The organism is Pseudonocardia sp., from assembly GCF_029263155.1.
In the GTDB taxonomy this organism is placed as follows: domain Bacteria; phylum Actinomycetota; class Actinomycetes; order Mycobacteriales; family Pseudonocardiaceae; genus Pseudonocardia.
Genome location: NZ_JAJCYB010000024.1, coordinates 1 through 23800, shown reverse-complemented (window position 1 = coordinate 23800; position 23800 = coordinate 1). Strand labels below are relative to the sequence as shown.

The 23800-nt window shown below is 75.0% G+C and carries 27 protein-coding genes; 5 read left to right on the top strand and 22 right to left on the bottom strand.

Going from position 1 to position 23800, the window contains the following annotated elements; all coding sequences use genetic code 11:
• Positions 1 to 152: 152 nt before the first annotated feature.
• Positions 153 to 752 carry an RdgB/HAM1 family non-canonical purine NTP pyrophosphatase gene (gene rdgB / locus Q1K26_RS03905; RefSeq protein ID WP_300007759.1) on the bottom strand — a complete coding sequence of 200 codons (600 nt, stop codon included), beginning with the start codon at positions 750 to 752 and terminating at the stop codon, positions 153 to 155.
• Entirely contained in the window at positions 749 to 1495 is a 747-nt protein-coding gene (rph, locus tag Q1K26_RS03900; protein WP_300007758.1) for a ribonuclease PH, read from the bottom strand. The genes rdgB and rph overlap by 4 nt, the downstream gene beginning before the upstream one ends.
• A gap of 133 nt (positions 1496 to 1628) precedes the next feature.
• On the opposite strand from rph, the gene Q1K26_RS03895 reads away from it, so the two are divergent.
• Positions 1629 to 2099, top strand: a complete 471-nt coding sequence (locus tag Q1K26_RS03895) for a DUF2231 domain-containing protein (RefSeq protein WP_300007757.1) — start codon at positions 1629 to 1631, stop codon at positions 2097 to 2099.
• On the opposite strand, the gene Q1K26_RS03890 is transcribed toward Q1K26_RS03895, so the two are convergent.
• The 12 genes from Q1K26_RS03890 to clpS form a co-directional block, all read right to left on the bottom strand.
• Complete coding sequence (locus tag Q1K26_RS03890) at positions 2096 to 2869, bottom strand: MBL fold metallo-hydrolase (protein ID WP_300007756.1); 774 nt, start codon at positions 2867 to 2869, stop codon at positions 2096 to 2098. The genes Q1K26_RS03895 and Q1K26_RS03890 overlap by 4 nt on opposite strands.
• Entirely contained in the window at positions 2866 to 3279 is a 414-nt protein-coding gene (locus Q1K26_RS03885) for a hypothetical protein (RefSeq protein ID WP_300007755.1), read from the bottom strand. Before Q1K26_RS03885 ends, Q1K26_RS03890 begins: the two co-directional genes overlap by 4 nt.
• Positions 3272 to 3634, bottom strand: coding sequence for a hypothetical protein (locus tag Q1K26_RS03880; RefSeq protein ID WP_300007754.1), 363 nt, complete (start codon positions 3632 to 3634; stop codon positions 3272 to 3274). The genes Q1K26_RS03885 and Q1K26_RS03880 overlap by 8 nt, the downstream gene beginning before the upstream one ends.
• Before the next feature lie 10 nt (positions 3635 to 3644).
• Complete coding sequence (locus tag Q1K26_RS03875; RefSeq protein ID WP_300007753.1) at positions 3645 to 4826, bottom strand: MFS transporter; 1182 nt, start codon at positions 4824 to 4826, stop codon at positions 3645 to 3647.
• Between the two features lie 113 nt (positions 4827 to 4939).
• Entirely contained in the window at positions 4940 to 5755 is an 816-nt protein-coding gene (gene murI, locus Q1K26_RS03870) for a glutamate racemase (protein WP_300007760.1), read from the bottom strand.
• A 23-nt stretch (positions 5756 to 5778) separates the two neighbouring features.
• Positions 5779 to 6402, bottom strand: a complete 624-nt coding sequence (locus Q1K26_RS03865; RefSeq protein WP_300007752.1) for a rhomboid family intramembrane serine protease — start codon at positions 6400 to 6402, stop codon at positions 5779 to 5781.
• Between the two features lie 54 nt (positions 6403 to 6456).
• Entirely contained in the window at positions 6457 to 7404 is a 948-nt protein-coding gene (locus tag Q1K26_RS03860) for a cysteine synthase (RefSeq protein ID WP_300007751.1), read from the bottom strand.
• A 7-nt stretch (positions 7405 to 7411) separates the two neighbouring features.
• The gene (locus Q1K26_RS03855) at positions 7412 to 7684 is read right to left on the bottom strand and encodes a MoaD/ThiS family protein (protein ID WP_300007750.1); all 273 of its coding nucleotides are present in this window, start codon (positions 7682 to 7684) and stop codon (positions 7412 to 7414) included.
• 42 nt (positions 7685 to 7726) lie between these two features.
• Positions 7727 to 8305 (bottom strand): M67 family metallopeptidase, encoded by a 579-nt coding sequence (locus Q1K26_RS03850; RefSeq protein ID WP_300007749.1) that lies wholly within the window; start codon positions 8303 to 8305, stop codon positions 7727 to 7729.
• A complete protein-coding gene (locus Q1K26_RS03845; RefSeq protein WP_300007748.1) occupies positions 8296 to 8784 on the bottom strand; it encodes an ACT domain-containing protein in 489 nt (162 codons plus the stop codon). The genes Q1K26_RS03850 and Q1K26_RS03845 overlap by 10 nt, the downstream gene beginning before the upstream one ends.
• On the bottom strand, positions 8781 to 9332 hold the full coding sequence (locus tag Q1K26_RS03840; RefSeq protein WP_300007747.1) for a DUF2017 domain-containing protein: 552 nt from the start codon (positions 9330 to 9332) through the stop codon (positions 8781 to 8783). Before Q1K26_RS03840 ends, Q1K26_RS03845 begins: the two co-directional genes overlap by 4 nt.
• Positions 9332 to 9631: an ATP-dependent Clp protease adapter ClpS gene (gene clpS / locus Q1K26_RS03835; RefSeq protein WP_300007746.1), complete on the bottom strand. Its 300-nt coding sequence runs from the start codon at positions 9629 to 9631 to the stop codon at positions 9332 to 9334. The genes Q1K26_RS03840 and clpS overlap by 1 nt, the downstream gene beginning before the upstream one ends.
• A 36-nt stretch (positions 9632 to 9667) precedes the next feature.
• On the opposite strand from clpS, the gene Q1K26_RS03830 reads away from it, so the two are divergent.
• The 4 genes from Q1K26_RS03830 to Q1K26_RS03815 all read left to right on the top strand — a co-directional run bounded on the left by Q1K26_RS03830 (position 9668) and on the right by Q1K26_RS03815 (position 15169).
• Positions 9668 to 10969 (top strand): nicotinate phosphoribosyltransferase, encoded by a 1302-nt coding sequence (locus tag Q1K26_RS03830; RefSeq protein ID WP_300007745.1) that lies wholly within the window; start codon positions 9668 to 9670, stop codon positions 10967 to 10969.
• 1 nt (position 10970) lies between these two features.
• Positions 10971 to 11516 (top strand): isochorismatase family protein, encoded by a 546-nt coding sequence (locus Q1K26_RS03825; RefSeq protein WP_300007744.1) that lies wholly within the window; start codon positions 10971 to 10973, stop codon positions 11514 to 11516.
• 477 nt (positions 11517 to 11993) lie between these two features.
• Positions 11994 to 14060: an ATP-dependent DNA helicase gene (locus tag Q1K26_RS03820; RefSeq protein WP_300007743.1), complete on the top strand. Its 2067-nt coding sequence runs from the start codon at positions 11994 to 11996 to the stop codon at positions 14058 to 14060.
• Between the two features lie 149 nt (positions 14061 to 14209).
• Positions 14210 to 15169 (top strand): type IV toxin-antitoxin system AbiEi family antitoxin domain-containing protein, encoded by a 960-nt coding sequence (locus Q1K26_RS03815; protein WP_300007742.1) that lies wholly within the window; start codon positions 14210 to 14212, stop codon positions 15167 to 15169.
• 3 nt (positions 15170 to 15172) lie between these two features.
• Here the strand turns inward: Q1K26_RS03815 and Q1K26_RS03810 are convergent, their stop codons facing one another.
• The 8 genes from Q1K26_RS03810 to Q1K26_RS03775 form a co-directional block, all read right to left on the bottom strand.
• On the bottom strand, positions 15173 to 17377 hold the full coding sequence (locus Q1K26_RS03810) for an SEC-C domain-containing protein (RefSeq protein WP_300007740.1): 2205 nt from the start codon (positions 17375 to 17377) through the stop codon (positions 15173 to 15175).
• A 62-nt stretch (positions 17378 to 17439) separates the two neighbouring features.
• The gene (locus Q1K26_RS03805) at positions 17440 to 18291 is read right to left on the bottom strand and encodes a hypothetical protein (RefSeq protein WP_300007739.1); all 852 of its coding nucleotides are present in this window, start codon (positions 18289 to 18291) and stop codon (positions 17440 to 17442) included.
• A gap of 66 nt (positions 18292 to 18357) precedes the next feature.
• Positions 18358 to 19539, bottom strand: coding sequence for a winged helix DNA-binding domain-containing protein (locus Q1K26_RS03800; RefSeq protein ID WP_300007738.1), 1182 nt, complete (start codon positions 19537 to 19539; stop codon positions 18358 to 18360).
• Between the two features lie 36 nt (positions 19540 to 19575).
• Entirely contained in the window at positions 19576 to 20553 is a 978-nt protein-coding gene (locus tag Q1K26_RS03795; RefSeq protein WP_300007737.1) for an ABC transporter substrate-binding protein, read from the bottom strand.
• 56 nt (positions 20554 to 20609) lie between these two features.
• Positions 20610 to 21254 carry a TetR/AcrR family transcriptional regulator gene (locus Q1K26_RS03790; RefSeq protein WP_300007736.1) on the bottom strand — a complete coding sequence of 215 codons (645 nt, stop codon included), beginning with the start codon at positions 21252 to 21254 and terminating at the stop codon, positions 20610 to 20612.
• On the bottom strand, positions 21251 to 21922 hold the full coding sequence (locus tag Q1K26_RS03785) for a peptidyl-tRNA hydrolase (RefSeq protein ID WP_300007735.1): 672 nt from the start codon (positions 21920 to 21922) through the stop codon (positions 21251 to 21253). Before Q1K26_RS03785 ends, Q1K26_RS03790 begins: the two co-directional genes overlap by 4 nt.
• 59 nt (positions 21923 to 21981) lie before the next feature.
• Positions 21982 to 23208: a phosphoserine phosphatase SerB gene (gene serB / locus Q1K26_RS03780; RefSeq protein ID WP_300007734.1), complete on the bottom strand. Its 1227-nt coding sequence runs from the start codon at positions 23206 to 23208 to the stop codon at positions 21982 to 21984.
• A gap of 4 nt (positions 23209 to 23212) precedes the next feature.
• A partial coding sequence (locus Q1K26_RS03775; RefSeq protein ID WP_300007733.1) for a cbb3-type cytochrome c oxidase subunit I occupies positions 23213 to 23800 on the bottom strand: 588 nt, incomplete at its 5' end.

Sequence of the window (23800 nt, the reverse complement as noted above, 5' to 3'; positions counted from 1 at the left end):
GGGGTCTGGCCCTAACCCCCCCCCCCCCCCTCCCCCCCCCCCCCCCCCCCCCCCCCCCCCCCCCCCCCCGTGTCCTGGGGGTGGCCAACACCCCGCCCCGGCTGCTTGCCCCCCCCCCCACTGCAACTCGGGGCGGATGGGGGCGGGGGTGGTCAGGTGGCGAGGGTGGTCAGGTGGGGGAGCAGGGCGGCCAGGGCGCGGGCTCGGTGGCTCGCCGCGTCCTTCTCCGCCGCGGTGAGCTCTGCGGAGGTGCGCTGCTCGCCGTCGGGCACGAAGACCGGGTCGTAGCCGAAGCCGTTGCTCCCCCGCGGGGCCCGGACGATCGTGCCCGTCGACTCCCCGTGCACCACGGTCTCCGTCCCGCCGGGGACGACGAGCGCGGCGGCACACACGAATGCGGCGCCGCGGCGGTCGTCGGGGACGTCCCCGAGCTGGGCGAGCAGCAGCTCGAGGTTGGCACGGTCGTCGCCGTGGCGGCCGCTCCAGCGCGCGGAGAGGACCCCGGGCATGCCCGAGAGCGCGTCCACCGCGAGGCCCGAGTCGTCGGCGACCGACGGCAGCCCGGTGGCGGTGGCGGCGTCGCGGGCCTTGGCGAGCGCGTTCTCCGCGAAGGTCGCGCCGGTCTCGGGGGCGTCGGGGAACCCGGGGACGTCGGCCAGGCCGACGACCTCGATCCCGGGCACGTCACCGAGAATCCGCCGCAGCTCCACGAGCTTGCCCGCGTTGCGGGTGGCGAGCAGCACCCGGGTCACGCCGGGAGCTCACCGGGGTAGGGGGTGGTCAGCGCCTGCGCCTGGATCGCGCAGAGCCGGTCGATGCCGGCCAGCGCCGAGTCGAGCATCGCGTCGAGGGTGCGGCGGCTGAACGTGGCGCCCTCCCCGGTGCCCTGCACCTCGATGAGGGTGCCGGTGTCGGTGGCCACCACGTTCGTGTCGACCTCGGCGCGGGAGTCCTCCTCGTAGGGCAGGTCCAGGCGCACCCGTCCGTCCACCACCCCGACGCTGACGGCCGCGACCTGGCAGGAGATCGGCTTGGGGTCGGCGAGGCGCCCGTGTGCGCCGAGCCAGGTGACGGCGTCGGCCAGCGCCACGTACGCGCCGGTGATCGCGGCGGTGCGGGTGCCGCCGTCGGCCTGCAGCACGTCGCAGTCCAGGGCGATGGTGTTCTCCCCCAGCGCCTTCAGGTCGATGCACGCGCGCAGCGAGCGCCCGACCAGCCTGCTGATCTCATGGGTGCGCCCACCGACCCGACCCTTGACCGACTCGCGGTCGCTGCGCGTGTGCGTGGCCGAGGGCAGCATCGCGTACTCCGCGGTGAGCCAGCCCAGCCCGGAACCGGCGCGCCAGCGCGGCACGCCCTCGGTCACGCTGGCCGCGCACAGGACCTTGGTGCCGCCGAACTCCACCAGCACCGATCCCGCCGGGTGCGCCTGGAAGCCGCGGGTGATCGTGACGGGCCGCAGCTCGCCGTCGGTCCTGCCGTCCGCTCTCGTCACGACGTCTCCTCGCTGACGCTGGTCGCCGAGGTGCCCACCCGGCCGTTGTCGAGTGGGGCCCTCGCAAGTTCGGTCTCGAACGCCACCCTATGCGGCGATCCCACCCCCACCGTCGGTGGTGTTGGATCCACTCATGATCACGGTCGACGGCCTGCCCCTGCACCCGCTGGTCGTCCACGCCGTGGTCGTGCTGCTGCCCCTCGCGGCGGTCGGCACGCTGGCGATGGCGGCCCGCGCGGGGTGGCGCCGCAGTCTCGGCGTGCCCACGCTGCTGGTGGCCGTGGTCGGCACGGCCGCGGTGCCCGTGGCCACGCTGAGCGGCCGGCAGCTGGCCGCACAGGGTGGCGGCGGCCCGCTGGTGGCCGAGCACGCCGCCCGCGCAGCGGCCCTCCTCCCGACGGCCCTGACCTACGTGGCCCTGCTCGCCCTCACCACGTACCTCGCGCTGCGCAGCCGTGGTGCTGCTCCGGCCCACGGACACCAGCGCTCCGGCTCCGAACTGCAGGTGACGGCGCTGGGATGGCTGACGGCCGTCGTCGGGGTCGGCGTCGCGGGGCTGGTCGGGTGGATCGGGCACTCCGGGGCCGGCGCGGTGTGGGGCTAGATCTCGTACGTTCCGCCCGCGACCACCTGCTCCACCCGGCCCTCGTACACCGCGGCCGCTTCGGCGCGCAGCGCCTCTCCGTCGAACCAGGGCGCGACGTGGGTGAGCAGCAGCCGGCCCACCCCGGCCTCGCGTGCGTACTCCCCCGCCTGGCGCCCGGACAGGTGCACCCCGGGCGGCGGCTCGTCCCATTCCGCGGTGACGTGCGGCCAGGTGGCCTCGCACAGCAGGACGTCGGCGCCGCGCGCGAGCCGGGGCAGGCCGTCGCAGGGCCCGGTGTCGCCGCTGTAGACCAGGCTCCGGCCGCCGTGCTCGACACGCAGCGCGTAGGCCTCGCAGGGATGGTCGACGGCGGCCGTGCGCAGGACGACGTCACCGACGGCGACGGTCGGCACGTGCGGGTGGAACGCGAAGGTGTCGGACAGGTCGGTCGCGGCCCGCTCCGCGGCGTCGGGGGCGTAGGCGGCGGCGAACCGGTCCGGCGCCTGCTCCGGGGCGTGGACGGCGAGCCGCCCGGCGCCCGCCGGGGCGAACGGGTGGTAGCGGCGGTGCACGACCAGCGCGGAGAAGTCCGCGCAGTGGTCGGGATGCAGGTGCGAGAACGCCACCGCGTCGAGGCGCCAGGGGTCGAGGTGGCGCTGCAGCGCGCCGAAGGTGCCGTTGCCGAGGTCGAGGACCAGCGCGACGGCCCCGGCCTCGACGAGGTACCCCGACGCCGGGGACGCCGGACCGGGGCCGCTGCCCGAGCAGCCCAGCACGGTCAGCCTCATGCGGCGGGCTCACGGGCGCGCGTCCGCCACAGCCACCACAGACCGACGAGCGGCAGCACGAGCGGGACGAAGCCGTAGCCGCGCCCGAACGCCGACCAGACCGTGTCGTCGGGGAAGTCACCGGCGTCGAACACCGACAGCGCGCCCACGACGAGCACCCCCACCAGCTCGAACCCGACCGCCCCCCACGCCAGCCGTCGCGCGAGCGGCCCGCGCCCGGCCAGCCCGATCGTGGCCAGGATGTAGACGGCGCCCGCCACCGCGGAGAGCAGGTAGGGCAGCGGCGCCTCGTCGAAGCGGGTGGCGATCTGCACCCCGGCCCGGGCGGTGGCCGAGAGCGCGAAGATGCCGTAGACGGCGATCAACACCCGGCCCACGCCGGTGGACGTCGCGCTCCGCGGTTCAGACACCGGCACCCCACAGGCCCTGCAGCCGCACGACCGCCACGGCGGTGCCGACGGCGCCCGCCGCGATCACGGCACCGCTCCAGCGCGTCGGCTCGGCCATGGCGAACTGGGTGGCGATCGGGATCACGCACACGGACACGACGAGGTAGATCAGGAAGGTCGAGGTCTCCGGCAGCGTCACCCCGCCGAACACCCGCACCGCGGCGATCACCGCCTGCACGACGAGCAGCGCCACGACGGCGCCCACGGCGGGGCGCACCTCACGACCCGGCGGGCGGTTCAGGACCGCGCCCGCGAGCCCGTAGAGGGCCAGGGCCGCCGTGGCCACGAGAACGACCACCACCAGCGCGTCGATCACGGCCGCGACGCTACCGGGGGTCCACGGGTGCGGGCGGAGCGGGTTGCTGCCGCCACGCCACGGCCAGCAGCACCAGCGACCCGGCCGATATCAGCGCCGCGACCGGCGGCAGGGCGGCCAGCCCCAGCCGGTCCACGACGATCCCGCCCACCACCCCGGCCAGCCCCGCCCCCAGGTAGATCGCCGACGCGTTGAGCGAGAGGACCAGCGCGCTGCTCTGCGGCGCCAGCTCGATGAGCCGGGTCTGGATCGGCGAGTTGACGACGAATCCGGCGCCGAGCACGAACAGCGCGATCCCCGCCCCCACGGGCGTCCGCACCAGCAGCGGCATGACCGACAGCACCAGGGTGAACACGGGCAGCGCCGCCAGCAGCGGCCTGCGGGTGCCGAACCGGTCGGTCAGCCTGCCGCCGAGGTCGTTGCCGATCAGGGCGCCGACGCCGTACACGACCAGCAGTAGGCTCAGCAGCGGCCCGGCGATCCCGGCGGCGTCGGCCAGCAGCGGCGCGATGTAGGTGTAGACCGACAGCACCGCGAGCAACCCGAGCACGATGATGCCCAGCGTCACCAGCACGGCGGGGTCGGCGGCCACGGCCAACCGGGCCCGCACGCCGATCCGCGGCGGTGGCGGCACCGTCGGCAGCGCCAGCCGCACACCGATCGCCCCGAGCAGGCACAGCCCGGTGATGACGGCGAACACCCCGCGGTAGCCCACCGCCCCGCCGAGCAGCGTGCCGGCCGGCACGCCGATCACCAGCGACAGCGTGATGCCGGTGAACACCGCGGCGACCGCCCGCCCGCGCCGCTCGGGCGGGCTGAGCAGCGTCGCGACGTGCGTGGCTCCCGGCGTGAACGCGGCCGCGCCCAGCGCGGTGAGCACGCGACCGGCGATCAGCAGCGGGTAGTTCGGCGCGAGCGCGGACAGCGCGTTGCCCAGCGCGGCGACGGCCAGCGCCATGACGAGCAGCGTCCGGCGCTCCCAGCCGCCGAGCACGGTGGCCAGCACGGGAGCGCCGACCGCGTAGGACAGCGCGAACGCCGTGGTGAGCTGGCCCGCGGCGGCGATCGTGATGCCCAGGTCGGCGCTGATGGCCGGCAGCACACCCGCCACGACGTACGCGCTGGTGCCGACGGCGAACGCGCCCGCCGCGAGGAGTTGCAGGCGCAGGGCGGACCCGCGGGACGTCGTCACGGGCCGACGCTACGGCGACGGCACGGCGGCCGCCACGGCGCGCCGCCGGGCGGTGCGCGGTGTCACCGGCCCGTCGCTCAGCGCCGCCCCGGGTGGGCAGGCGCAGGCCCGGGTCACGGGACGGGCGCCGGGCCGAGTGCGGCCACGGAGCCGATCTCCGGGCCCAGGAAGCGGCGGCCCAGGCGCGTGAACGGCTCGGGATCGCCGGTCGCCAGGAACTCGTGCGGGCCGGCCGGGGGGCCGGGTTCGCGGGCCAGCCCGGTGTCCCAGAGCGTGCGCACGAGGTCCTTCGCCGTCTCCTCCGCGCTGGACACGAGCGTGACGTCGGGCCCCATCACGATCTGCAGCACCCCGGTCAGCAGGGGGTAGTGCGTGCAGCCGAGCACGAGCGTGTCGACGCGGGCCCGCTGCAGGGGCTCCAGGTAGCTCTGCGCGAGCCCGAGGATCTGGCGCCCGCTGGTGACCCCGCGCTCCACGAAGTCGACGAACCGCGGGCACGCCACCGCGGTGACCTGCACGTCCCGGGCCGCGGTGAACGCGTCGACGTAGGCGCCGGACGCGATGGTCGCGCGGGTGCCGATGACGCCGATCCGGCCGGTGTGGGTGGCGGCGACGGCCCGGCGTACGGCGGGCCGGATCACCTCCACGACCGGCACCGGGTAGCGCTCCCGGATGTCGGCCAGGCAGGCGGCTGAGGCGGTGTTGCAGGCCACCACCAGCGCCTTCATGCGCCGCTCGGTCAGCGCGTCGCCCAGCGCGAGGGCGTGGCGGCGGATCTCGGCGATCGGCAGCGGCCCGTACGGGCCGTTGCGGGTGTCACCGACGTAGACGATCCGCTCGGCCGGGAGCAGGTCGATCACCGCGCGGGCGACGGTGAGCCCGCCGACCCCGGAGTCGAAGATGCCGATCGGGGCGTCCGGATCGGGCACGGGAGGATCCGGGGTCACCGGTGTCAGGGTGCCATCGGCGCGGGACGCCGGTCCGCCCTGGCCACCAGCCAGGCCGCGAGCACCCCGGCCAGCGCTCCGAACAGGTGCCCCTGCCAGGAGATGTTCGCCTGCCCCGGCAGCACCCCGAGCAGGACCCCGCCCCAGCCGAGGAACAGCACCACCGCCAGCGCGATCTGGCGGACGCTGCGGGCGAAGAAGCCGCGGGTGAGCAGGAACGTGAGCCAGCCGAAGATCACCCCCGACGCGCCGACGTGGTACTCGCCCGGCCCAGCGGTGAGCCACACGGCGAACCCACCGAGCACCCAGATCAGCGCGGTGACCAGCACGAACTGTCGGATCCCGCCCGCCATCGCCAGGAAGCCGAAGATCAGGAACGGCAGCGTGTTGCCCAGCAGGTGCGGCCAGTCGCCGTGCAGCAGCGGTGCGAACAGCACGCCGTCCAGTCCCGACGGCTCGCGGGGCACGATGCCGCCCGCCACCTCCAGCGCCGATCCCGAGGCCGTGTCGACCACCTCGACGACGTAGAGCAGCGCGGTGAGCACCAGCATCGTGACGGCGGCGGGTCGCCACGGCGAGGGCAGCACGCGGGCGATCGAGCGGCGCGGGGCGGGCGCTGGGGCGGCCATACCTCCAGGCTACGCACGAATCCCGGCGCACGGGTCGTCCCGGACAGGGCGGGCTCACGCCCAGAGGTGGCCCTCGATGCTCTCGGCGGCGTCGTCGAGCGAGCCGCTGTAGGCGCCGGTGGACAGGTACTTCCAACCCGCGTCGCAGACGACCAGCGCGATGTCGGCGGGCTCGCCCGCTCCCGCCGCCTTCTCGGCCACGGCCAGCGCCGCGTGCAGGATGCCGCCGGTGGAGATGCCCGCGAAGATCCCCTCGCGGTCGACCAGCTCCCGGGTGCGGCGCAGCGCGTCGTGGCTGCCGACGGAGTAGCGGGCGGTGAGCACCTCGGGGTCGTACAGCTCGGGGACGAAGCCCTCGTCGATGTTGCGCAGGCCGTAGACCAGCTCGCCGTAGCGCGGCTCCGCGGCCACGACGTGCACGTCGGGCTTGTGCTCGCGCAGGTAGCGCCCGACCCCCATCAGGGTGCCGGTGGTGCCCAGCCCGGCCACGAAGTGCGTGATCGTGGGCAGGTCCCGCAGGATCTCCGGGCCGGTGGTGCGGTAGTGCGCGTCGGCGTTGGCCGGGTTGCCGTACTGGTAGAGCATCACCCAGTCGGGGTTCTGCGCCGAGAGCTCCTTGGCCATCGCCACGGCCTGGTTCGACCCGCCCGCCGCAGGCGAGGAGATGATCTCCGCCCCGTACATCTCCAGCAGCTGGCGGCGCTCGGTCGAGGTGTTCTCCGGCATCACGCAGATCAGCCGATAGCCCTTGAGCTTGCACGCCATGGCCAGGGAGATGCCGGTGTTGCCGCTGGTCGGTTCGAGCACCGTGCAGCCGGGCGTCAGCAACCCGTCCGCCTCGGCCTTCTCGACCATGGCCAGGGCCGGGCGGTCCTTGATCGAGCCGGTGGGGTTGCGGTCCTCCAGCTTCGCCCACAGCCGCACGTCCGGGCCGGGCGAGAGGTTCGGCAGCCCGACCAGCGGCGTGTCGCCGACCGCCGCGATCAGCGAGTCGTACCGCATCCGGGGGTCAGCCGCCCGCGACCGCGGGCAGGATGGTGAACGTCGAGTTCTCGCCGACGGGGGCGTCGAGGCCACCGGAGAAGCGCACGTCCTCGTCGTCGACGTAGATGTTGACGAAGCGGTGCAGCTTGCCGTCGTTGAGCAGGCGCCCGGCGATACCGGGGTGCCGGGACTCCAGATCGGCGATCACGTCGGCGACGGTGGCACCCTTCGCCTCGACGGACTTCTCCCCGTCGGTGTGCGTGCGCAGGTTGGTGGGGACGGACACGGTGACAGCCATGTGGATGCTCCAGATCGTGGTTCGGGCAGGCTCGGGCTGACGTCAGACCGAGTCCGGGACGTCGTCCGCGCCGGTGTGCGCGAACATGTAAGTCTCCACGACCTCGACCTGTTCCTCGGTGACCACGCCGTCCACGATCCGGAACGACCGCAGGTCGTGCCCGGCGACGCGCGGCTCGGCGTCGGGCCGCGTGGAGACGATCACGTAGTGGATGCGCGGGTCGTTGGCCGGGCCGGACGCCACGTCGATGTCGACCTGCGACGGGTAGGCCGGGCTGCGGGTGTGCGAGTGGTAGATCACGCAGGCCCACTCGTCGCGGGCGTCCATCTCGCGCTGTGCGCGCAGCCGCTCCTTGACGTCCCAGGTGTAGTACGTGAGCGACGACCGGCGCTCGCCCTGGTACTCCGCGTGCGCCTCGCCCAGCACCAGCTCCCGCTGGGCCTGCTCACGCTCCTCGGCCAGTGCGTCGCCGGTGGGCTTGGCGGCGTTGGTCATCCGGAAGAAGCGCTCGGGCCGATCGCCGCCCTCCGCGCCCGCGATCATCCCGCACGCCTCGTGGGGATGTTCCGCACGCGCGTGCACCATGATCTCGTCGACGAGATCGGCCCGGATCACCAGCACCGCCCCAGGGTACGTGGCCACCCCGACCCGGCGCACACCCCGACGGCGTGGCTCACAGCGGGCGACGGCCCGGGCGGGTGCGGCGGGTGCGGCGGGTCGGGCCGCAGCGCGGCGAGCGCGGCCATCGCGTCCTCGGCGCGGTCGCGGGGCACGAACAGGTGGTCGTGGTGGTACCCGGCGACGGGATTGACGCTGATGCCGCGCTCGGCCAGCGCGGCGGTGACCCGCGCGAGCAACCCGACCGACTCCAGCGGCGACGCCACGCGCAGCGTGATCCAGGCACACCGGTACGTCGCGGCCAGGCCCAGCCGGGCGACGTCGGCCTCGGCGAGCACCACGGTGCGGCCCTCGTCCTCGGCCATCGACGCGACCGGTTCGACGTCGAGTGCCGTGCCCGGCGCGACGGTGGCGAACACGTAGGTGCCGGGCCGCAGCCACGGGTCGAGACCGGCGAGCAGCGCGGCGAGGCCCGCGGTCACCGCACCTGCATGCGGCTCTGCACCAGCGCGTCCTGCACGAACGTCAGCCACTGGTACACGCCCATGTGCTCGGAGCGGGGGTCGTCGGCGTCGATCTCGTCGGGCATGTCCTCGCTGACGTCGAGCGCGGTGCCCAGCGCGAGGCGCACGTCGTTGAGCGCGGCGAGCCAGCCGTCGGCCTGTTCGGGGGTGAGCTCGATCCGCCCGCCGGTCTCGGGGAGCGTGTCGAGTACCAGAGTGGCGGCCGCGTCCTTGGCCTCGATCAGCTCCGGCTCGTGGATCGAGCGCAGCCCCGCGGCGAGGTCGGCGTCCTCGGTGGTGAAGTCGGGCAGCAACCGGGCCAGCACGCGGTCGTCCGGTCGGGTGGTGGGGCCGGTGCGGATGCCGGTGAGCACCGCGAGCTCGTCGGCGGGGTTCGCCTCGGTGCGCCCGGCGAGCATCTGCCGCACCTCGGCGACGAGCCCGCGCAGCACCGCGGCCTCCTGCGCCTCCAGCGACGCGACGAGCCGCACCCTCGACCCGCGGCCCGCCTTCCTCCACCCGTCCATCAGCTGCTCTTCTGCATCGTGGCCCACAGGCCGGCGGCGTGCAGCTTCGCCACGTCCGCCTCGATCTTGTCCTTGTCCCCGGCCGACACCGCGGCCTTGCCCTTGTGGTGCACGTCGAGCATCAGCGCGGTGGCCTTGGGCTCGGGGTAGCCGAAGAGCTTCTGCAGCACGTACGCGACGTAGGACATGAGGTTGACCGGGTCGTTCCAGACGATCGCCTGCCAGGGGACGTCACCGGCGACGTTCTCGTCGACGACCGGGTCCGCCTGCCGGGTGGGACTGGGTAGCGGCGCCGTCATACCCCCATGGTGGCATGACGCATAGGGTCTGCGGGCATGAGTGGTAGTCCCGAGTCGGCGGGGGTCAGCACGGCCCTGCTCACCGACCGCTACGAGCTGACGATGGCCGCGGCGGCGCTGGCCGACGGCACCGCGGAGCGGCAGTGCGCCTTCGAGGTCTTCGCGCGGCGACTGCCCGACGGGCGCCGCTACGGCGTGGTGGCGGGCACGGGGCGGCTCGTCGAGTCGATCGCGCGGTTCCGCTTCGGCGAGCAGGAGCTGGCCGCGCTGGCCGACATCGTGGACGCGGCCACGCTCGACTGGCTCGCCGCCTACCGCTTCTCCGGCGACGTCGACGGGTATCCCGAGGGGGAGCTGTTCTTCCCCGGCTCCCCGGTCCTGACGGTGCGCGGCAGCTTCGCGGACGCCGTGCTGCTGGAGACGCTGGCGCTGTCGATCCTCAACCACGACAGCGCCGTGGCCTCGGCCGCCGCGCGGATGGTGACGGCCGCGGCGGGGCGCCCGCTCATCGAGATGGGGTCGCGGCGCACCCACGAGGCGGCCGCGGTGGCCGCGGCGCGGGCGGCGTACCTCGCGGGTTTCACGGCCACCTCCAACCTGGAGTCCGGGCGCCGCCACGGCATCCCGACCGCGGGCACGGCGGCGCACGCCTGGATCCTGCTGCACGACGACGAGCTGGGCGCGTTCGCCAGCCAGGTCAAGGCGCTCGGCCCGGACACCACGCTGCTCGTGGACACCTACGACATCCGCCGCGGTGTGGAGCTCGCGGTGCAGGCGGCCGGGCCGGGCCTCGGCGCGATCCGGATCGACTCCGGCGACCTCGGCGAGCTCGCCCGCCAGGCCCGCGACCAGCTCGACCGCCTCGGCGCGACCGAGACGAAGATCGTGCTGTCCGGTGACCTCGACGAGTACGCCATCGCGTCGCTGCGCGCCGAACCCGTCGACTCCTACGGGGTGGGCACCTCGGTCGTCACCGGGTCGGGGGCGCCGACCGCGGGGATGGTCTACAAGCTGGTCGAGGTGGACGGGCGGCCGGTCGCGAAGCGGAGCACGGCGAAGGAGTCACGCGGCGGGGCGAAGTCGGCGGTGCGCCGCTACAAGCCGACGGGCACCGCGTTGGAGGAGGTCGTCCACCCCGTCGCCCGGCCCGTACCGGTCGGACCGCACGACCGGGTCCTGCCGGTGCCGCTGCTGCGCGCGGGCGAGCCGGTCCCCGGGCTGCCGACGCTCGCGCAGTCCCGCGAGCGCCTGCGCGCCGCGCTGGTGTCCGTACCGTGGGAGGGGCTCAAGCTGTCCAAGGGCGAACCTGCGCTGCCCACCGTGTTCGAGGGGAGTTGACGTGGCACGAGCGCTGATCGTCGTCGACGTCCAGAACGACTTCTGCGAGGGAGGGTCGCTCGCCGTCACCGGCGGTGCCGCCGTGGCGGCCGCGATCTCCGACCACACGCAGGGGTACGACCACGTGGTCGCCACCCGCGACCACCACATCGACCCGGGCGACCACTTCTCCGACACCCCGGACTTCGCCACGAGCTGGCCGGTGCACTGTCGCGCGGGCACGCCCGGCGCCTCGTTCCATCCCGCGCTCGACGTGGCGCCGGTGGAGGCGGTGTTCGACAAGGGTGCCCACACGGCGGCCTACTCCGGGTTCGAGGGCGCCGAGCCGGGCGGGGCGACGCTGCGGGACTGGCTGGTGGAGCGCCGCGTGGACACCGTGGACGTGGTCGGCCTCGCCACCGACCACTGCGTGCGCGCCACCGCGCTGGACGCGGTCGCGGCCGGGCTGGCGACGACGGTGCGGCTGGAGCTCTGCGCGGGGGTGTCCCCGGAGACCACCGAGCGGGCGATCGAGGAGCTGCGGGCGGCCGGGGTCACCGTCGTCTGACGGCAGGGTCCCGGTGTTTCGCTCGCCGAACCGGGCTTCGCGCGCGGCCGGCAGCGCGCGAACCGCCGCGGGTGCGCGAACCGCCGCCGGGCGCGCGCCCGGGCACGGCGCCGGGAATGCCGAACGCCGCCCGGCCGAGGTGGCGGGCGGCGTTCGGGAGCGCGAGCCGTCCGGGTTACCAAGCGTGCGCTTGCGGCCGTGCTGGTGGTCTCGGCATCAGGGGGCGACCGCCGCCCGCTGGTGCAGACCCACGACCTGGTGCCTCCGCGGCGTGCTCCGCGTGGGTACCCGGTGCTCGTGCTGGGAACCCCGGCCGGGAGGACGGACCTTCTCCACCGATCCGGCCTTGGCCTGCCGTGGTTCCGTGGATCCATTGGTACTCCGCTGTGCTCATGGTCACAAGGGGGTCACGGGCTTCGTGCGGTGGGCGGCGGCATTCGCCCTCGGGGACGCAGGCCCGACCGGTAACCTCCAGCGGTGCCCGCGAAGACCCCGCCCGCCGGCGGCAGAAGCAGGACACCGCCTGGTGTCGCCGAGCTGCTCGAGGCCGCCGTCGAGGCGGTCGGCGGGCAGCGCCGCGAGGGTCAGGACGCGATGGTCCAGGCCGTCCGCTCGGCCCTGACCAGCGGCGAGCACCTCGCGGTGCAGGCCGGCACCGGCACGGGCAAGTCGCTGGCGTACCTGGTGCCCGCCATCCACCACGCGATCGCCGAGGACACCACCGTCGTCGTCTCGACGGCCACGATCGCGCTGCAGCGCCAGCTGGTCGACCGCGACCTGCCGAGGCTCGCGAAGGCCCTCACGCCGCTGCTCGGCCGCGCGCCGACGTTCGCGATCCTCAAGGGCCGGCGCAACTACCTGTGCCTGAACAAGCTGCACGGACCCGACGAGGTCGATCCGGCCGACGAGCTGTTCGACCCGTTCGCGATCTCCGCCATGGGCCGCGCGGTCAAGCGGCTGCACGAGTGGGCCGACACCACCGAGAAGGGCGACCGCGACGAGCTCGTGCCGGGCGTCACCGAGGCCACCTGGCGGCAGGTCTCGGTCACCGCGCGGGAGTGCCTGGGCGCGTCGAAGTGCCCGGTCGGCGACGACTGCTTCGCCGAGAAGGCCCGTGCCGAGGCCGGGAAGGCCGACATCGTCGTCACCAACCACGCGCTGCTGGCCATCGACGCGATGGAGGGGCGGCCGGTGCTGCCCGAGCACGACGTCGTGGTGATCGACGAGGCGCACGAGCTGGTCGACAAGGTCACCGGCGTGGCCACCGCCGAGCTGACCTCCGGGATGGTGGCCGTCGCCGCGCGGCGGCTGGGCAAGCTCGTCGACCAGGCCGTGGCCGACCGGCTCGCAGAGGCGGGCGAGGGGCTCGCGATGGTGCTCGACGACCTGCCGCCGGGACGCTGGGACGCCCTGTCCCCCGCGGCGTCGGGGGTGCTGTCGGCCGTGCGGGACGCCGCGGGCTCCTGCCGCACCTCGCTGGGCTCCGAGCGCCGCGAGGACCCGGAGGGGGCGGCGGGCCGCAAGGTCGCGCAGGCCGCAGTGGACGAGGTGGCCGACACCGCCGTGCGGCTGCTCGACGCGTTCTCCGAGCCCGACCCGTCGAAGCGCCGCGACGTGGTGTGGCTGGCCGAACAGGGCTCGTCGCCTCGGGCCGGCGGGGCCGGCCCCGACGGCGCCCGGCACAAGGTGCTGCGCGCGGCACCGCTGTGGGTGGGCGGGCTGCTGCGGGAGCGGCTGTTCGGCCGGTCGACGGTGGTCCTGACCAGCGCCACCCTCGCCCTGGGCGGCAACTTCGACGCCCTGGCCCGGCAGTGGGGTCTCCCCCCGTCGGCGGTGGCCGACGGGCCGACCGACCCGGTGCCCGACGCGGATGCTCCGAAGTGGTCCGGCATGGACGTCGGCTCCCCGTTCGCGCACGCCCGCAGCGGCATCCTCTACGTCGCCAGGCGCCTTCCCCCGCCGGGCCGCGACGGCCTCGCCCCGGCCACGCTCGACGAGATCGCCGGGCTGGTGGAGGCGGCGGGCGGGCGCACGCTGGGGCTGTTCTCCTCGATGCGCGCGGCCAAGCAGGCCACCGAGGAGCTGCGCGGCAGGCTCGACAGCCCGCTGCTGTGCCAGGGCGACGACTCCACGATGCAGCTCGTGCGCAAGTTCGCCGAGGACGAGGCGACAACGCTCTTCGGCACGTTGTCGCTGTGGCAGGGCGTGGACGTCCCCGGGCCGTCGCTGTCGTGTGTGATCATCGACCGGATCCCGTTCCCGCGGCCCGACGACCCGCTGGTCGCGGCGCGGCAGCGGGCCACCGACGCCAACGGCGGTAACGGCTTCCTGTCCGTGTCGGCCACCCACGCCGCGCTGCTGCTCGCCCAGGGCGCGGGCCGGTTGCTGCGCGGGATGGACGACCGCGGCGTCGTCGCCATCCTCGACTCGCGGCTGGCCACCGCGCGCTACGGCGGCTTCCTGCGCGCGAGCCTGCCGCCGTTCTGGCAGACCGACGACCGCGAGAAGGTGCACGCCGCGCTGCGCCGGCTGCGCGGGGCCTGACCCGCGCACCGACCGTCCACCCGCGCACGTCCCGACATGCGCAACCGGCCGGAAGGTGCGCAGCTCCCGTTGTCCACATGCTCGGGTGGTTGTCCACAGGTTCGGCGGGGGATCTGGTGCGGCCCTGCGCCGGCTCGGATGCTCGCGGTATGGACCTGCAGTTGCGCTCCGAGCTCCTCGCCCGCGGCTGGACCGACGCCGACCTGCGCCGGTTGCGGCGCTCCGGCGAGCTCGCACCCCTGCGCCGCGGCAGCTACCGGCCGGGCCCGGCCGACGGGCCGGACACCCCCGAGGCCCGGCACGCCCTGCTGGTGCGCGCGACGCTGCCACACCTCGGCCCGGGCTGGGTGGTCAGCCACCAGTCGGCCGCCGTGCTGCTGGGTCTGCCCGTGTGGGACGTCCCGCTGGACCGGGTGCACGTGAGCCGCGACGGCACCGGGGGCGGGCGGGTGACCCGGGGGGTGCACCGGCACGTCGGGCGGCTCGCCGACACCGAGGTGGTGCGGCTCGGCGGCGTCCGGCTGACCGGTCCGGGTCGTACCGTGGTGGACGTCGCGGGCACCGTGGCGTTCGAGCAGGCCGTGGTGATCGCCGACGCCGCGCTCGCGCCCTTCCAGGACGACCGGCCGGCGCTGCTGGACCGGGCCGGCCTGCTCGCCGCGCTGGCCCGCGGCGGCCGTATCGGCCGGTCGGCGGCCCGGCGGGTCGTGGCCTTCGCCGACGGCGGGGCCCGCAGCCCCGGCGAGTCGCGCAGCCGGGTGGCGATGTGGCTCGCGGGCCTGCCCGCCCCCGTGCTGCAGTTCGAGGTCCGGGGCCCCGACGGGCGGCTGTTGGGGATCGTCGACTTCGGGTGGCCGGAGCTGCGCACCGTCGGCGAGTTCGACGGGCGGGTGAAGTACGGGCGCCTGCTGCGGCCGGGTCGACACCCCGAGGACGCGGTCTTCGCCGAGAAGCTGCGCGAGGACGCGATCCGCGGCACCGACCTGGGGATGGTCCGCTGGACGTGGCCGGACCTCGACCGGTTCGAGCCGGTGGCGCAGCGGCTGCACCGCACGTTCCGGGCCGCGCACGCTCCGGTCATCCGCGCATGGCCGGACATGCGCAGCTGACCACTACGTGCGCAGGTCAGAGGTCGGGGGGGCGACCGGTGACCGCTCGTCGGAGAGCACCCGCCCCTCCGGCAGCACCACCCGCAGGTCGGCCAGCACGTCGTCCATCCGGGGGGCGGTCAGGGTGCGCACGATGAGGACGTCGTCGGCGAGCTCCAGGGCGGCGAGCACGCGGTCGTCGGCGTCGAGGCGCACCCAGCCGTCCCCGGCCGGGGTGTACTCGACGTCCAGCACGTCGGCCGCGCCGTCGGCCACCTGCAGCCGCGCCACACACTCCCGGAGGTCGGCCCCGGCGGGTCCGAGCGGTCGGGGCGGGGCGTCGCGGGCCGCCGCCCAGCCGAGCAGGTCCTCGCCGGTCCCCTCCTCGAGCAGGGCGAGCAGGCCCCCCTCGCGGCCCGGTGGCACCTCCAGCACGCCCCCGACGAACCGGTGGCCCGCGCCGCCGTCCGGTGCGACCCGGGCGCACAACCGGGTCCCGGCCGGTACGGTCCGGCTCGTCGTGCGCTCGGTGACGGTCGGCGTGTCACCGGTGCGCAGGTCGCGCAGGTCGAACCCCTCGCCGGGACGGACGGCGAGCACCTCGTACACGGTGCGGTCGACCGCCGTCCAGGACGCGCCCAGCAGCGCCTCGTCGTCGGGCAGCAGCGGGCCGCGGTCGCGCAGGAAGCGGGCGAACCAGCCCTGTTCGTGCAGCACCACGTCCACGGTCAGCGGGTCGGTGATCGCCTGCTCCAGGTCCCCGCCGGCACCCGCCCGCGCGAGGGCACAGTCGATCATGGTCTCCTCGGCCGCCCGGCCGTACCGCTCCAGGTAGGCGACCGACTTGCGCCAGAGCCAGTCCGCGCGCTCGGGCAGTGGCGCGGTGGCCGCCCGCCCGAGGTGGCACTGCTTGTACTTGCGCCCCGAGCCGCACCGGCACGGGTCGTTGCGGCCGGGTTCGGGGCCGCTCCCGGCGGCGAACCGGGCAGCGAACGCCAGGTCCGGGTGGTCGCCGGCCACGCCGATCGCCCGCCACCGGCCGGTCGCGGCGGCCGCGTCGCCGCGGTCGGCCTCGTACCAGGCCAGCCGGTCCTCCACGAACTCCCAGCCGGGCGCGTCCACGCACGCCGCCCGCAGGTGCGACTCGGCGTCGAGCACCCGGCCGTCCCGCTCGGCCGCGACCGTGGCCATCCATCGGGCGACGGCGGCCCGGGTCGCGCGCCCGGCCACGGCCACCAGCCGGTCGGCGACGGCGACGAGCGCCGCCGGGTCGTCGTCCGGGCCGAGCAGCTCCTCGGTCACGGCCTCGACGGCGTCGGGGGCGACGAGCAGGTCCAGCGCCCGCCGCAGCCCCGCGGCGTCGACGTCCGGGTCCTCCAGCAGGTCGAGCGCCTCCAGCGCGACGGTGGCCTCGCCGCCCGGCCCGAGCCGGGCGATCAGCCGGGCGTGCCGCCGGGCCTCCGCCCCGGCCGCCCAGACCGGCTCGGCGTGGGCGAACTCGTCGCCGCGCCGCTCCAGCCCCGCGGCGGTGGCCAGGTCCTCCAGGGGCGGGACCGGCTCGCCGAACGCGTCCCGGTCGGCGAGGCGGACCCCGAGGAGCAGCGCCTCGGCCGGCACCGGCAGCCCCGGCTCGGCCAGCTCGGCCTCGTAGCGGTCGCGGAGCCGTTCGAGCAGGCCCGGGGGCACCGCCGGGTCCGCGTCGAGCGGGTCGAGCGTCACCGCCCCGTCGAGCGTCACCCGCACCGCGAGCAGAGCGCCGGCGGGCAGATCGGCGAACCAGTCCTCGTCGCCGATCCAGACCAGGTGCCCGTCGTGCTCGTCGACCTCGAGCGGTTCCTCGGCCACGGTGGGCCCGGACACCCGCAGGAACCCCGCGAGGTCGGTGTCGACGACCAGGAACCCGCCCGCCTGCTCACCGGCCGAGAGCCGGTGGGTGAGCACGGCGCCGGACATCAGCCCGGGCGCGTGCACGAGCACGTCGCCCGCCAGGAGCGTGCACTCCGAGTACGGGTCCTCGGACACCTCGTCGGCGGCCTCCAGGATCAGGTCGTCGTCGACGGCGAGTCCGAACCTCCCGGCGAGCTGCGCCTCCAGCTCGTCCGCGCCGATCGCGACGTGCCGCCGCACGGCCTCGAGGTAGGCCGCGGCGACCTCCTCCGCCGCCGGTCGGGGGACGGGTGGGGCGCTACGGCGGGGGCGGGCGAGCACCCGCTGCCGGGACTTGTTCACCCGGGCACGGTAGGCCGTCGGTTCCCGCCGGCGCCGCGCGGCAGGTCGGGCCGGCTCACCGGTCACAGGATGGCGCGGCGGGCGAGCCGGGCGAGCGGGGACGGCGCGGGGTTCCACGGGCCGCGGTCGTGCGCGGGCCAGGCGTAGGTCGGGACGTCGCCGTCGAGCAGGTCGAGCAGGCCGGGCAGACCCAGGTCCTCGGCCGACCAGCGGTAGAGCCGGGCGAACCGGGGCCGGATCAGGCCGAAGTCCAGCAGGTGACCGAACCGGTTCTCGACGGTGAGATAGGGGGTGACGTCGTCGCCGAGGGGGTAGCGGTCCGGGAGGATCCGCGACAGTGACAGGAAGATGCCGGTCATGCCGATCCGGGGGTCGCCCAGCAGGGGCGCCACCGGCCCGAGCACTCCCAGCGCGAGGCGTGGGGCGGCCACCAGTGCGTGGGCGTAGAGCACGCGGACCAGCACCACGTTGAGGAAGAAGCGCTCGACCCGGCCCTCCGCACGGGCCAGGTCCGCGTGCTCGAGGTAGGCGGTGACGATGCTGGTGTTGTGCGCGCGGTACCAGCTCCGGGCGGACGGGTGGCGCACGAACTCCAGCGACGCCGCCGCGCTCGGGGTCGAGCCTGCCGGGTCGCGGCCCTCGGCGAGCGCGCGGGCCTCGTAGCCGTCGCGGATCAGGCGCTCGTTGACCGCGCGCCACCAGGGGCTTCCGGCCGGGGTGGCCTGCGGCGGGTGCAGCAGACCCCGGCGCAGCTGCCAGGACAGGAACGCGACCGCCGCGCGGCGGTAGGGCAGGTGCCGATCCCCGGGGCCACCCCGGTAGAGCTCGCACAGCACGGCCAACCGGGCGAGCGGGTCGTCGCGCACCCGGGCGACCGTGTCCTCGGCGAGCTCCGCGGCCGTCCGGCTGGGCACGGTGCGAGTATCGCCGCCCGGTCCGGCCGGACGCGGTCGACCCCCGAGGTGCGGTACGGCGCCTGCTCAGCCGAGCAGCTGGGCCTGCAGCGGCGCCGGGAAGCGGACGGTGAACCGGACGTCACCGAGCAGGGCCTCGAGCTCGCCGGCGTGCTCCTCCAGCGCAGCCCGAGCCCGTGCACCGACGTCCTCCAGCAGCTGCATCGCGATCGTGCCGTCGCGGCGCTGCACCCATCCCCCGACGATCCGGCCGTCCACCCACAGGGTCGGGCCACCGTTGCCGTTGCGGTCGAACAGCACCGGCACGTGGGCGGGATCGAGGTGGAACCCACGCTGCTTCCACCCCATCGTCGACGGGTCGAGCCCGGGAAGCAGCCGTGCCGTCGGGGGCGCATCCGGAACCGGGTCGACGTCGTCGGGCAGCACCCAGCCCGGCCCCTCGTCCAGCTCGACCTCCACCGCGCCGACGTCGGCCAGCGCGGCCTTCGTGACGGCGACGGTCCAGCCCGCCCACCACTGCAGGTCGGTACGCGTGCCCGGCCCGAACGCCCGCAGCCAGCGGCGCGCGAGCCCGGCCGCGGCCGTGCGGACATCGCCCTCGCCGAACCCGCCGGGCAGCCACTGCTCCGCCGAGGCCCACCGGTACTGGCCGTTGATCCAGGTGCCGGTGGGCCGGGTACGGATCACCCGCCCCTCGAAGCCGAGTACGAGCAGCACCCGGGTGTGCGCGGCCATGGTGGTGGCGTGCGCGCCGCCGCCGCCGACCGGGATCGGGCGGGCCAGCTCGGGCAGCCGGGTGCCGATCTCGCGGGCGGTCAGCGGGCCGGCCTCGCGCAGCAGGGCGTCGACGTCGGCGGCCGCGGCGTCCAGCCACGAGCCGGGGTCGGCGACGCCGCCCGCCGCCAGCATCGACAGTGCGTTGCGCCGCTGGACCGCCGCGATCGTGGTGGTGCTCGCGTGGTGGGCCAGCCGGGCCGTCTCGTGCCCGAACACCCACAGCGTGCGCCGCATCGCGTGGTGGCGGACGAGCGAGCGTTCCTCGTACAGCGCCGCACCCAGCGGCTCCAGGGCGGGCGCGCGCATCCGGGCGGCCGCCGAGAGATGGACCGTGACCGGGTCGGTGGAGTGCAGCGCCACCAGGTCGTCGGCGATCGCGACCACGTCATCGGTGCGGGCCGACACCGCGTGCCGGTGCCGCAGCGCGAGGCGGGCGCGCCGCTCGGCGATGTCGATCGTGCGGATGGCCACGGGCCGATGATGGCAGCACCCACCGACAGTCCGGCGTCAGCTCGCGGCCACCCGCTCCAGCACGGGCCGCTGCTGCTCGAGGTTCCAGCGGACGTTGAGCAGCGTCGGGTTGTTGCCCGCCGTGGCGCCGTCGACGTCGGAGAGGTGGACCCGCCGGTCCTGCACCGCGGGGAGCGCCCGGTAGAGCGGGCTCGCGGTCAGCTCGGCACGCAGCTCGTCGCCGGCGAATCCGAGCCCGACGAGGTCCGCGTCGATCAGTCCGATGCGTTCGGCGCTCAGCGATCGGTTCTCGACCTCCGCGACGATCCGGGGCGAGAGGGACATGCCGAGCTCGCCCAGCAGGCGCGCGGTGTGCCCCTGCGGGTTCGTGTCGACCGCGAACATCCCGGGCTCGTAGTTGTAGACCGAGCTGAACGTCCTGCCCTGCAGCCCGGGGAGCTCCGCGGCCAGCGCGTCCACATAGGCCTCGACCTCGGCCACCTGCTCCTCGACCGCCGCCTCCCGGCCGACGGCCTGCCCGATCACCCGCGCCGTGTCCTGCCAGCTCGCCTCGCCCCACCCGGTGCGGAACCCGACAGTGGGGGCGATCGCGCTCAGGCCCTCGTACACGTCCTCCAGTGCGAAGTAGTTGGTGGCGAGGATCAGGTCGGGATCCAGCGCGGCGACCTCCTCCAGCCCGATCGCACCACCGGGGTCGCCGAGCGCCCGACTGGTCGAGAGGTCGACCTCGCCGACCTGCCAGGCATAGGGCACGCCGGGCTCGACGAGGTTGTCGAGATGGCCGACCGTGGTCAGCCCGATCCGGCTGAGCACGTCCTCCTCGAAGCTCAGCGCGACGATCCGGGACGGCGCGGCGGGGATCGTCGTGGACCCGAACGCGTGCTCGATGGTCACCGGGAAGCCGGGCTCCCCGGCCGGTGCGGACGCCGAGGTCGGCGCCGGACCTCCGCACGCGGCCAGCAGCAGCACGGCCGCCGCGGCCGCGCAGGTCGACAGCGTGGACGGCACGGCCACCCCAATCCCTCGACGGATTTAGTTCGGGGTGAACTATAGCTATGGCGAGGCTCGCCTTACAAGTACCCGGGCCCGTGCAGGGTCTGCTGGATCAGCCCCCGTACGGCACCCCGCAGCGACCAGTCGAACCAGGACTCGGCGTCGGGGCCTGCCTCGTCCCAGGCCCGCCGCGTGTCCGCGAGGATCGGGAACTCGTCGGGGTCCAGGAGGAACTCCGGGGCGTCGGAGACGTACTGCTCGTCCAGCATCGCGAAGGCGGCCAGCGCGATCGCGTGGTTGGCCACGGCGGCGGCGAGCCGCGCCGCGGCCGGGCCGCTGAGCCCGCGGGCCACCAGCGTGGCATCGAACGCCTCCACCACACGGGCCGAGCGCCGGGTGCGCGGGAACCCGCGTGCGTAGTAGCCGGCCAGCCCCGGATGGGCGCGGACGTGCGCGACCAGCCCCCTGGCGAACTCCAGCAGGTGCTCCTCCAACGGCGCCCCGGAGTCACCCGGCTGCGGCGCGGTCTCGACGAGATGCTCGCCGACGAGGGTCTCCAGGTCGCGCCGGGATCCGACATGGCGGTGCACCGACGTCCTGGTGACCCCGAGCCGTTCGGCCACCGCGGCGATCGACAGATCCACCAGCCCGATCTCCAGTCCGGCGGCCAGGACGGCCTCGAGCGAGATCCTCGGCGGCCGTCCCGCCGGCCGACCGCTCATCGGACGAGGCAGGTGACCGTGCCCGGAGCCACCTCGGTGAACCCCGCGTCGCGCACCGTCACCGCGGCGGGGTCGGCGCAGAGCTCCGCCCAGAGCCGGGGGTCCGCGGAGCGCACCGCGAACGCGGGGACCCGACCGAGCCGGTGCACGGCGGCGTACAGCATGGCGGCGTGGCCCACCTGCGCAGCGGCCTTGCCGACCGTCATCTCCAGTGCCGCGTCCACCCAGATCACCGGGTCGCCGGGCGGGGGCGGGCCGGGATCGTCCGGCTCCAGGTCGGTCCCGGCGATCTGCAGCCGCGACACGACGCGCGGCACGTCGTCGACGGGACCGGGGAGCAGCGCGCGGACCTGGGCGTCGCCCACCGTCCACGTGACGCCGGGCAGCGCCTGGACGGCGTCCCAGTGCGCGCCACGCGCCCGTCGCGCGATCTTGCGGATGCGGCCGCCCACCCACGTGGACACGGCGTGGTGCCACTCCCCGCCGGGCCCGGAGCGGGCATCGAGACAGACGGCGAGCGCCGCGGCCGCCGCCGCCTCCAGCAGCGGGGTGCGCGCGGGCGGGGGTCGCTCCAGCCGCAGCACGACCGGCATCGCCCGCACCACGCCGTCGGGTTCGGGCGGAAGGGTCCGGGCGGCCCCGACGCGGTCGGCCAGGCTCGCGAGCACCGCCCCCGACCGTGGGTGCGAGGCGGTGCCGGAGCACTGTTGCGCGCTCGCGGGCGGGCTCACGCGATGGGCACGCGTCGGCGGATGCCCTCGGCCGCGTCGGCCCGCTCCACCTCGTCGCGGGTGATGCCCAGCACGAACAGCACGACGTCGAGGTAGGGCAGCGACAGGGCGGTGTCGGCCACCTCGCGCAGCGCCTGCTTGGCGTTGAACGCGATCCCGAGCCCGGCGGTGGAGAGCATGTCGATGTCGTTGGCCCCGTCGCCGACGGCCACGCACTGCTCCAGTGGCACGCCGAACTCCTTCGCGAACCGGCGCAGCGCCACCGCCTTGCCGGGCCGGTCGACGACCTCCCCGACGACCCGGCCGGTCAGGCGCCCGTCGACGACCTCCAGCTCGTTGGCCGCGCAGAAGTCCAGCCCCAGATCGGCGGCCAGCCCGTCGATCACGCTGGTGAACCCCCCGGAGACCACGCCGCACCGGTACCCGAGTCGTTTGAGCGTGCGGATCGTGGTGCGTGCGCCCGGCGTGAGCTCCAGCTCGGCGGCGACCTCGGCGATCACCGACTCCGGCAGCCCGGCCAGCACGGCGACCCGGCGGCGCAGGGACTCGGTGAAGTCCAGCTGCCCGGCCATCGCGGCCTCGGTCACGGCCCGGACCTCGGCCTCGGCGCCGGCGCGCGCGGCCAGCATCTCGATCACCTCGCCCTGCACGAGCGTGGAGTCCACGTCGAAGACGATGAGCCGCTTGCTGCGCCGGGCCAGGCCGGCCCGCTCGACCGCGACGTCCACGCCCGCGGCCCGCGCCACCTCGACCAGCCGCTTGCGCAGCGTGCCCGGCGGGTACTCCTCCGAGCCGTGGCCGGGCACCGGGGAGACCATCAGCTCCAACCCGGTGACCGGGTAGTCCGCCACCCGGCGGATCCCGTCGATGTTGGCGCCCGCGTCGGCCAGGGCCTGGGCCACCGACCCGAACGCCCGCGCCGTGATCGGCCGCCCCATCATGACGACGACGTGGGTCGAGTGCCGCCGCCCGGCCGGGTCGTCGTCGGCCTCCAGCGACGTCTCGACCTGCATCGAGATGCTCGCCATGGCCTGCTCGACAGCCTCCTGCAACCCCTCGGGATCGTGGTGGGCCGTCACGAGCGCACCGAGGGTGAGCCGGCCGCGGATGACGACCTGCTCGACGTCGACCAGGTCGACCCCGTGGCGGGTGAGCGCCGCGAACAGCACCGAGCTCACACCGGGCCGGTCGGGGCCGGTGACCGTGATCAGGACGCTGGTCACCGGGTCAACGGGACTTCGGGTCGCCGTCCGGCTGGGTCTCGGGCCCGATCTTCTGACTGATCAGCTCGCCCGGATCGGCCCGGTGGCTGAGGTGCGCCTCCTCGCGGAAGCGCTCCACCAGGTGCGGATAGTGCAGCTCGAACGCCGGGCGCTCGGAGCGGATGCGGGGCAGCTCGGTGAAGTTGTGCCGCGGCGGCGGGCAGCTCGTGGCCCACTCCAGCGAGTTGCCGAACCCCCACGGGTCGTCGACGGTCACGACTCGGCCGTAGCGGTAGCTCTTGAACACGTTCCAGATGAACGGCAGCGTCGAGGCCCCGAGCACGAACGCCCCCACCGAGGAGATCGAGTTCAGCACGGTGAACCCGTCCTGGGCCTGGTAGTCCACGTAGCGGCGCGGGAAGCCCTCGTTGCCCAGCCAGTGCTGCACCAGGAACGTCAGGTGGAACCCGATGAACGTGGTCCAGAAGTGGAACTTGCCCAGCGTCTCGTCCATCATCCGGCCGGTCATCTTCGGGAACCAGAAGTAGATGCCGGCGTAGGTGGCGAACACGATCGTGCCGAACAGCACGTAGTGGAAGTGCGCCACCACGAA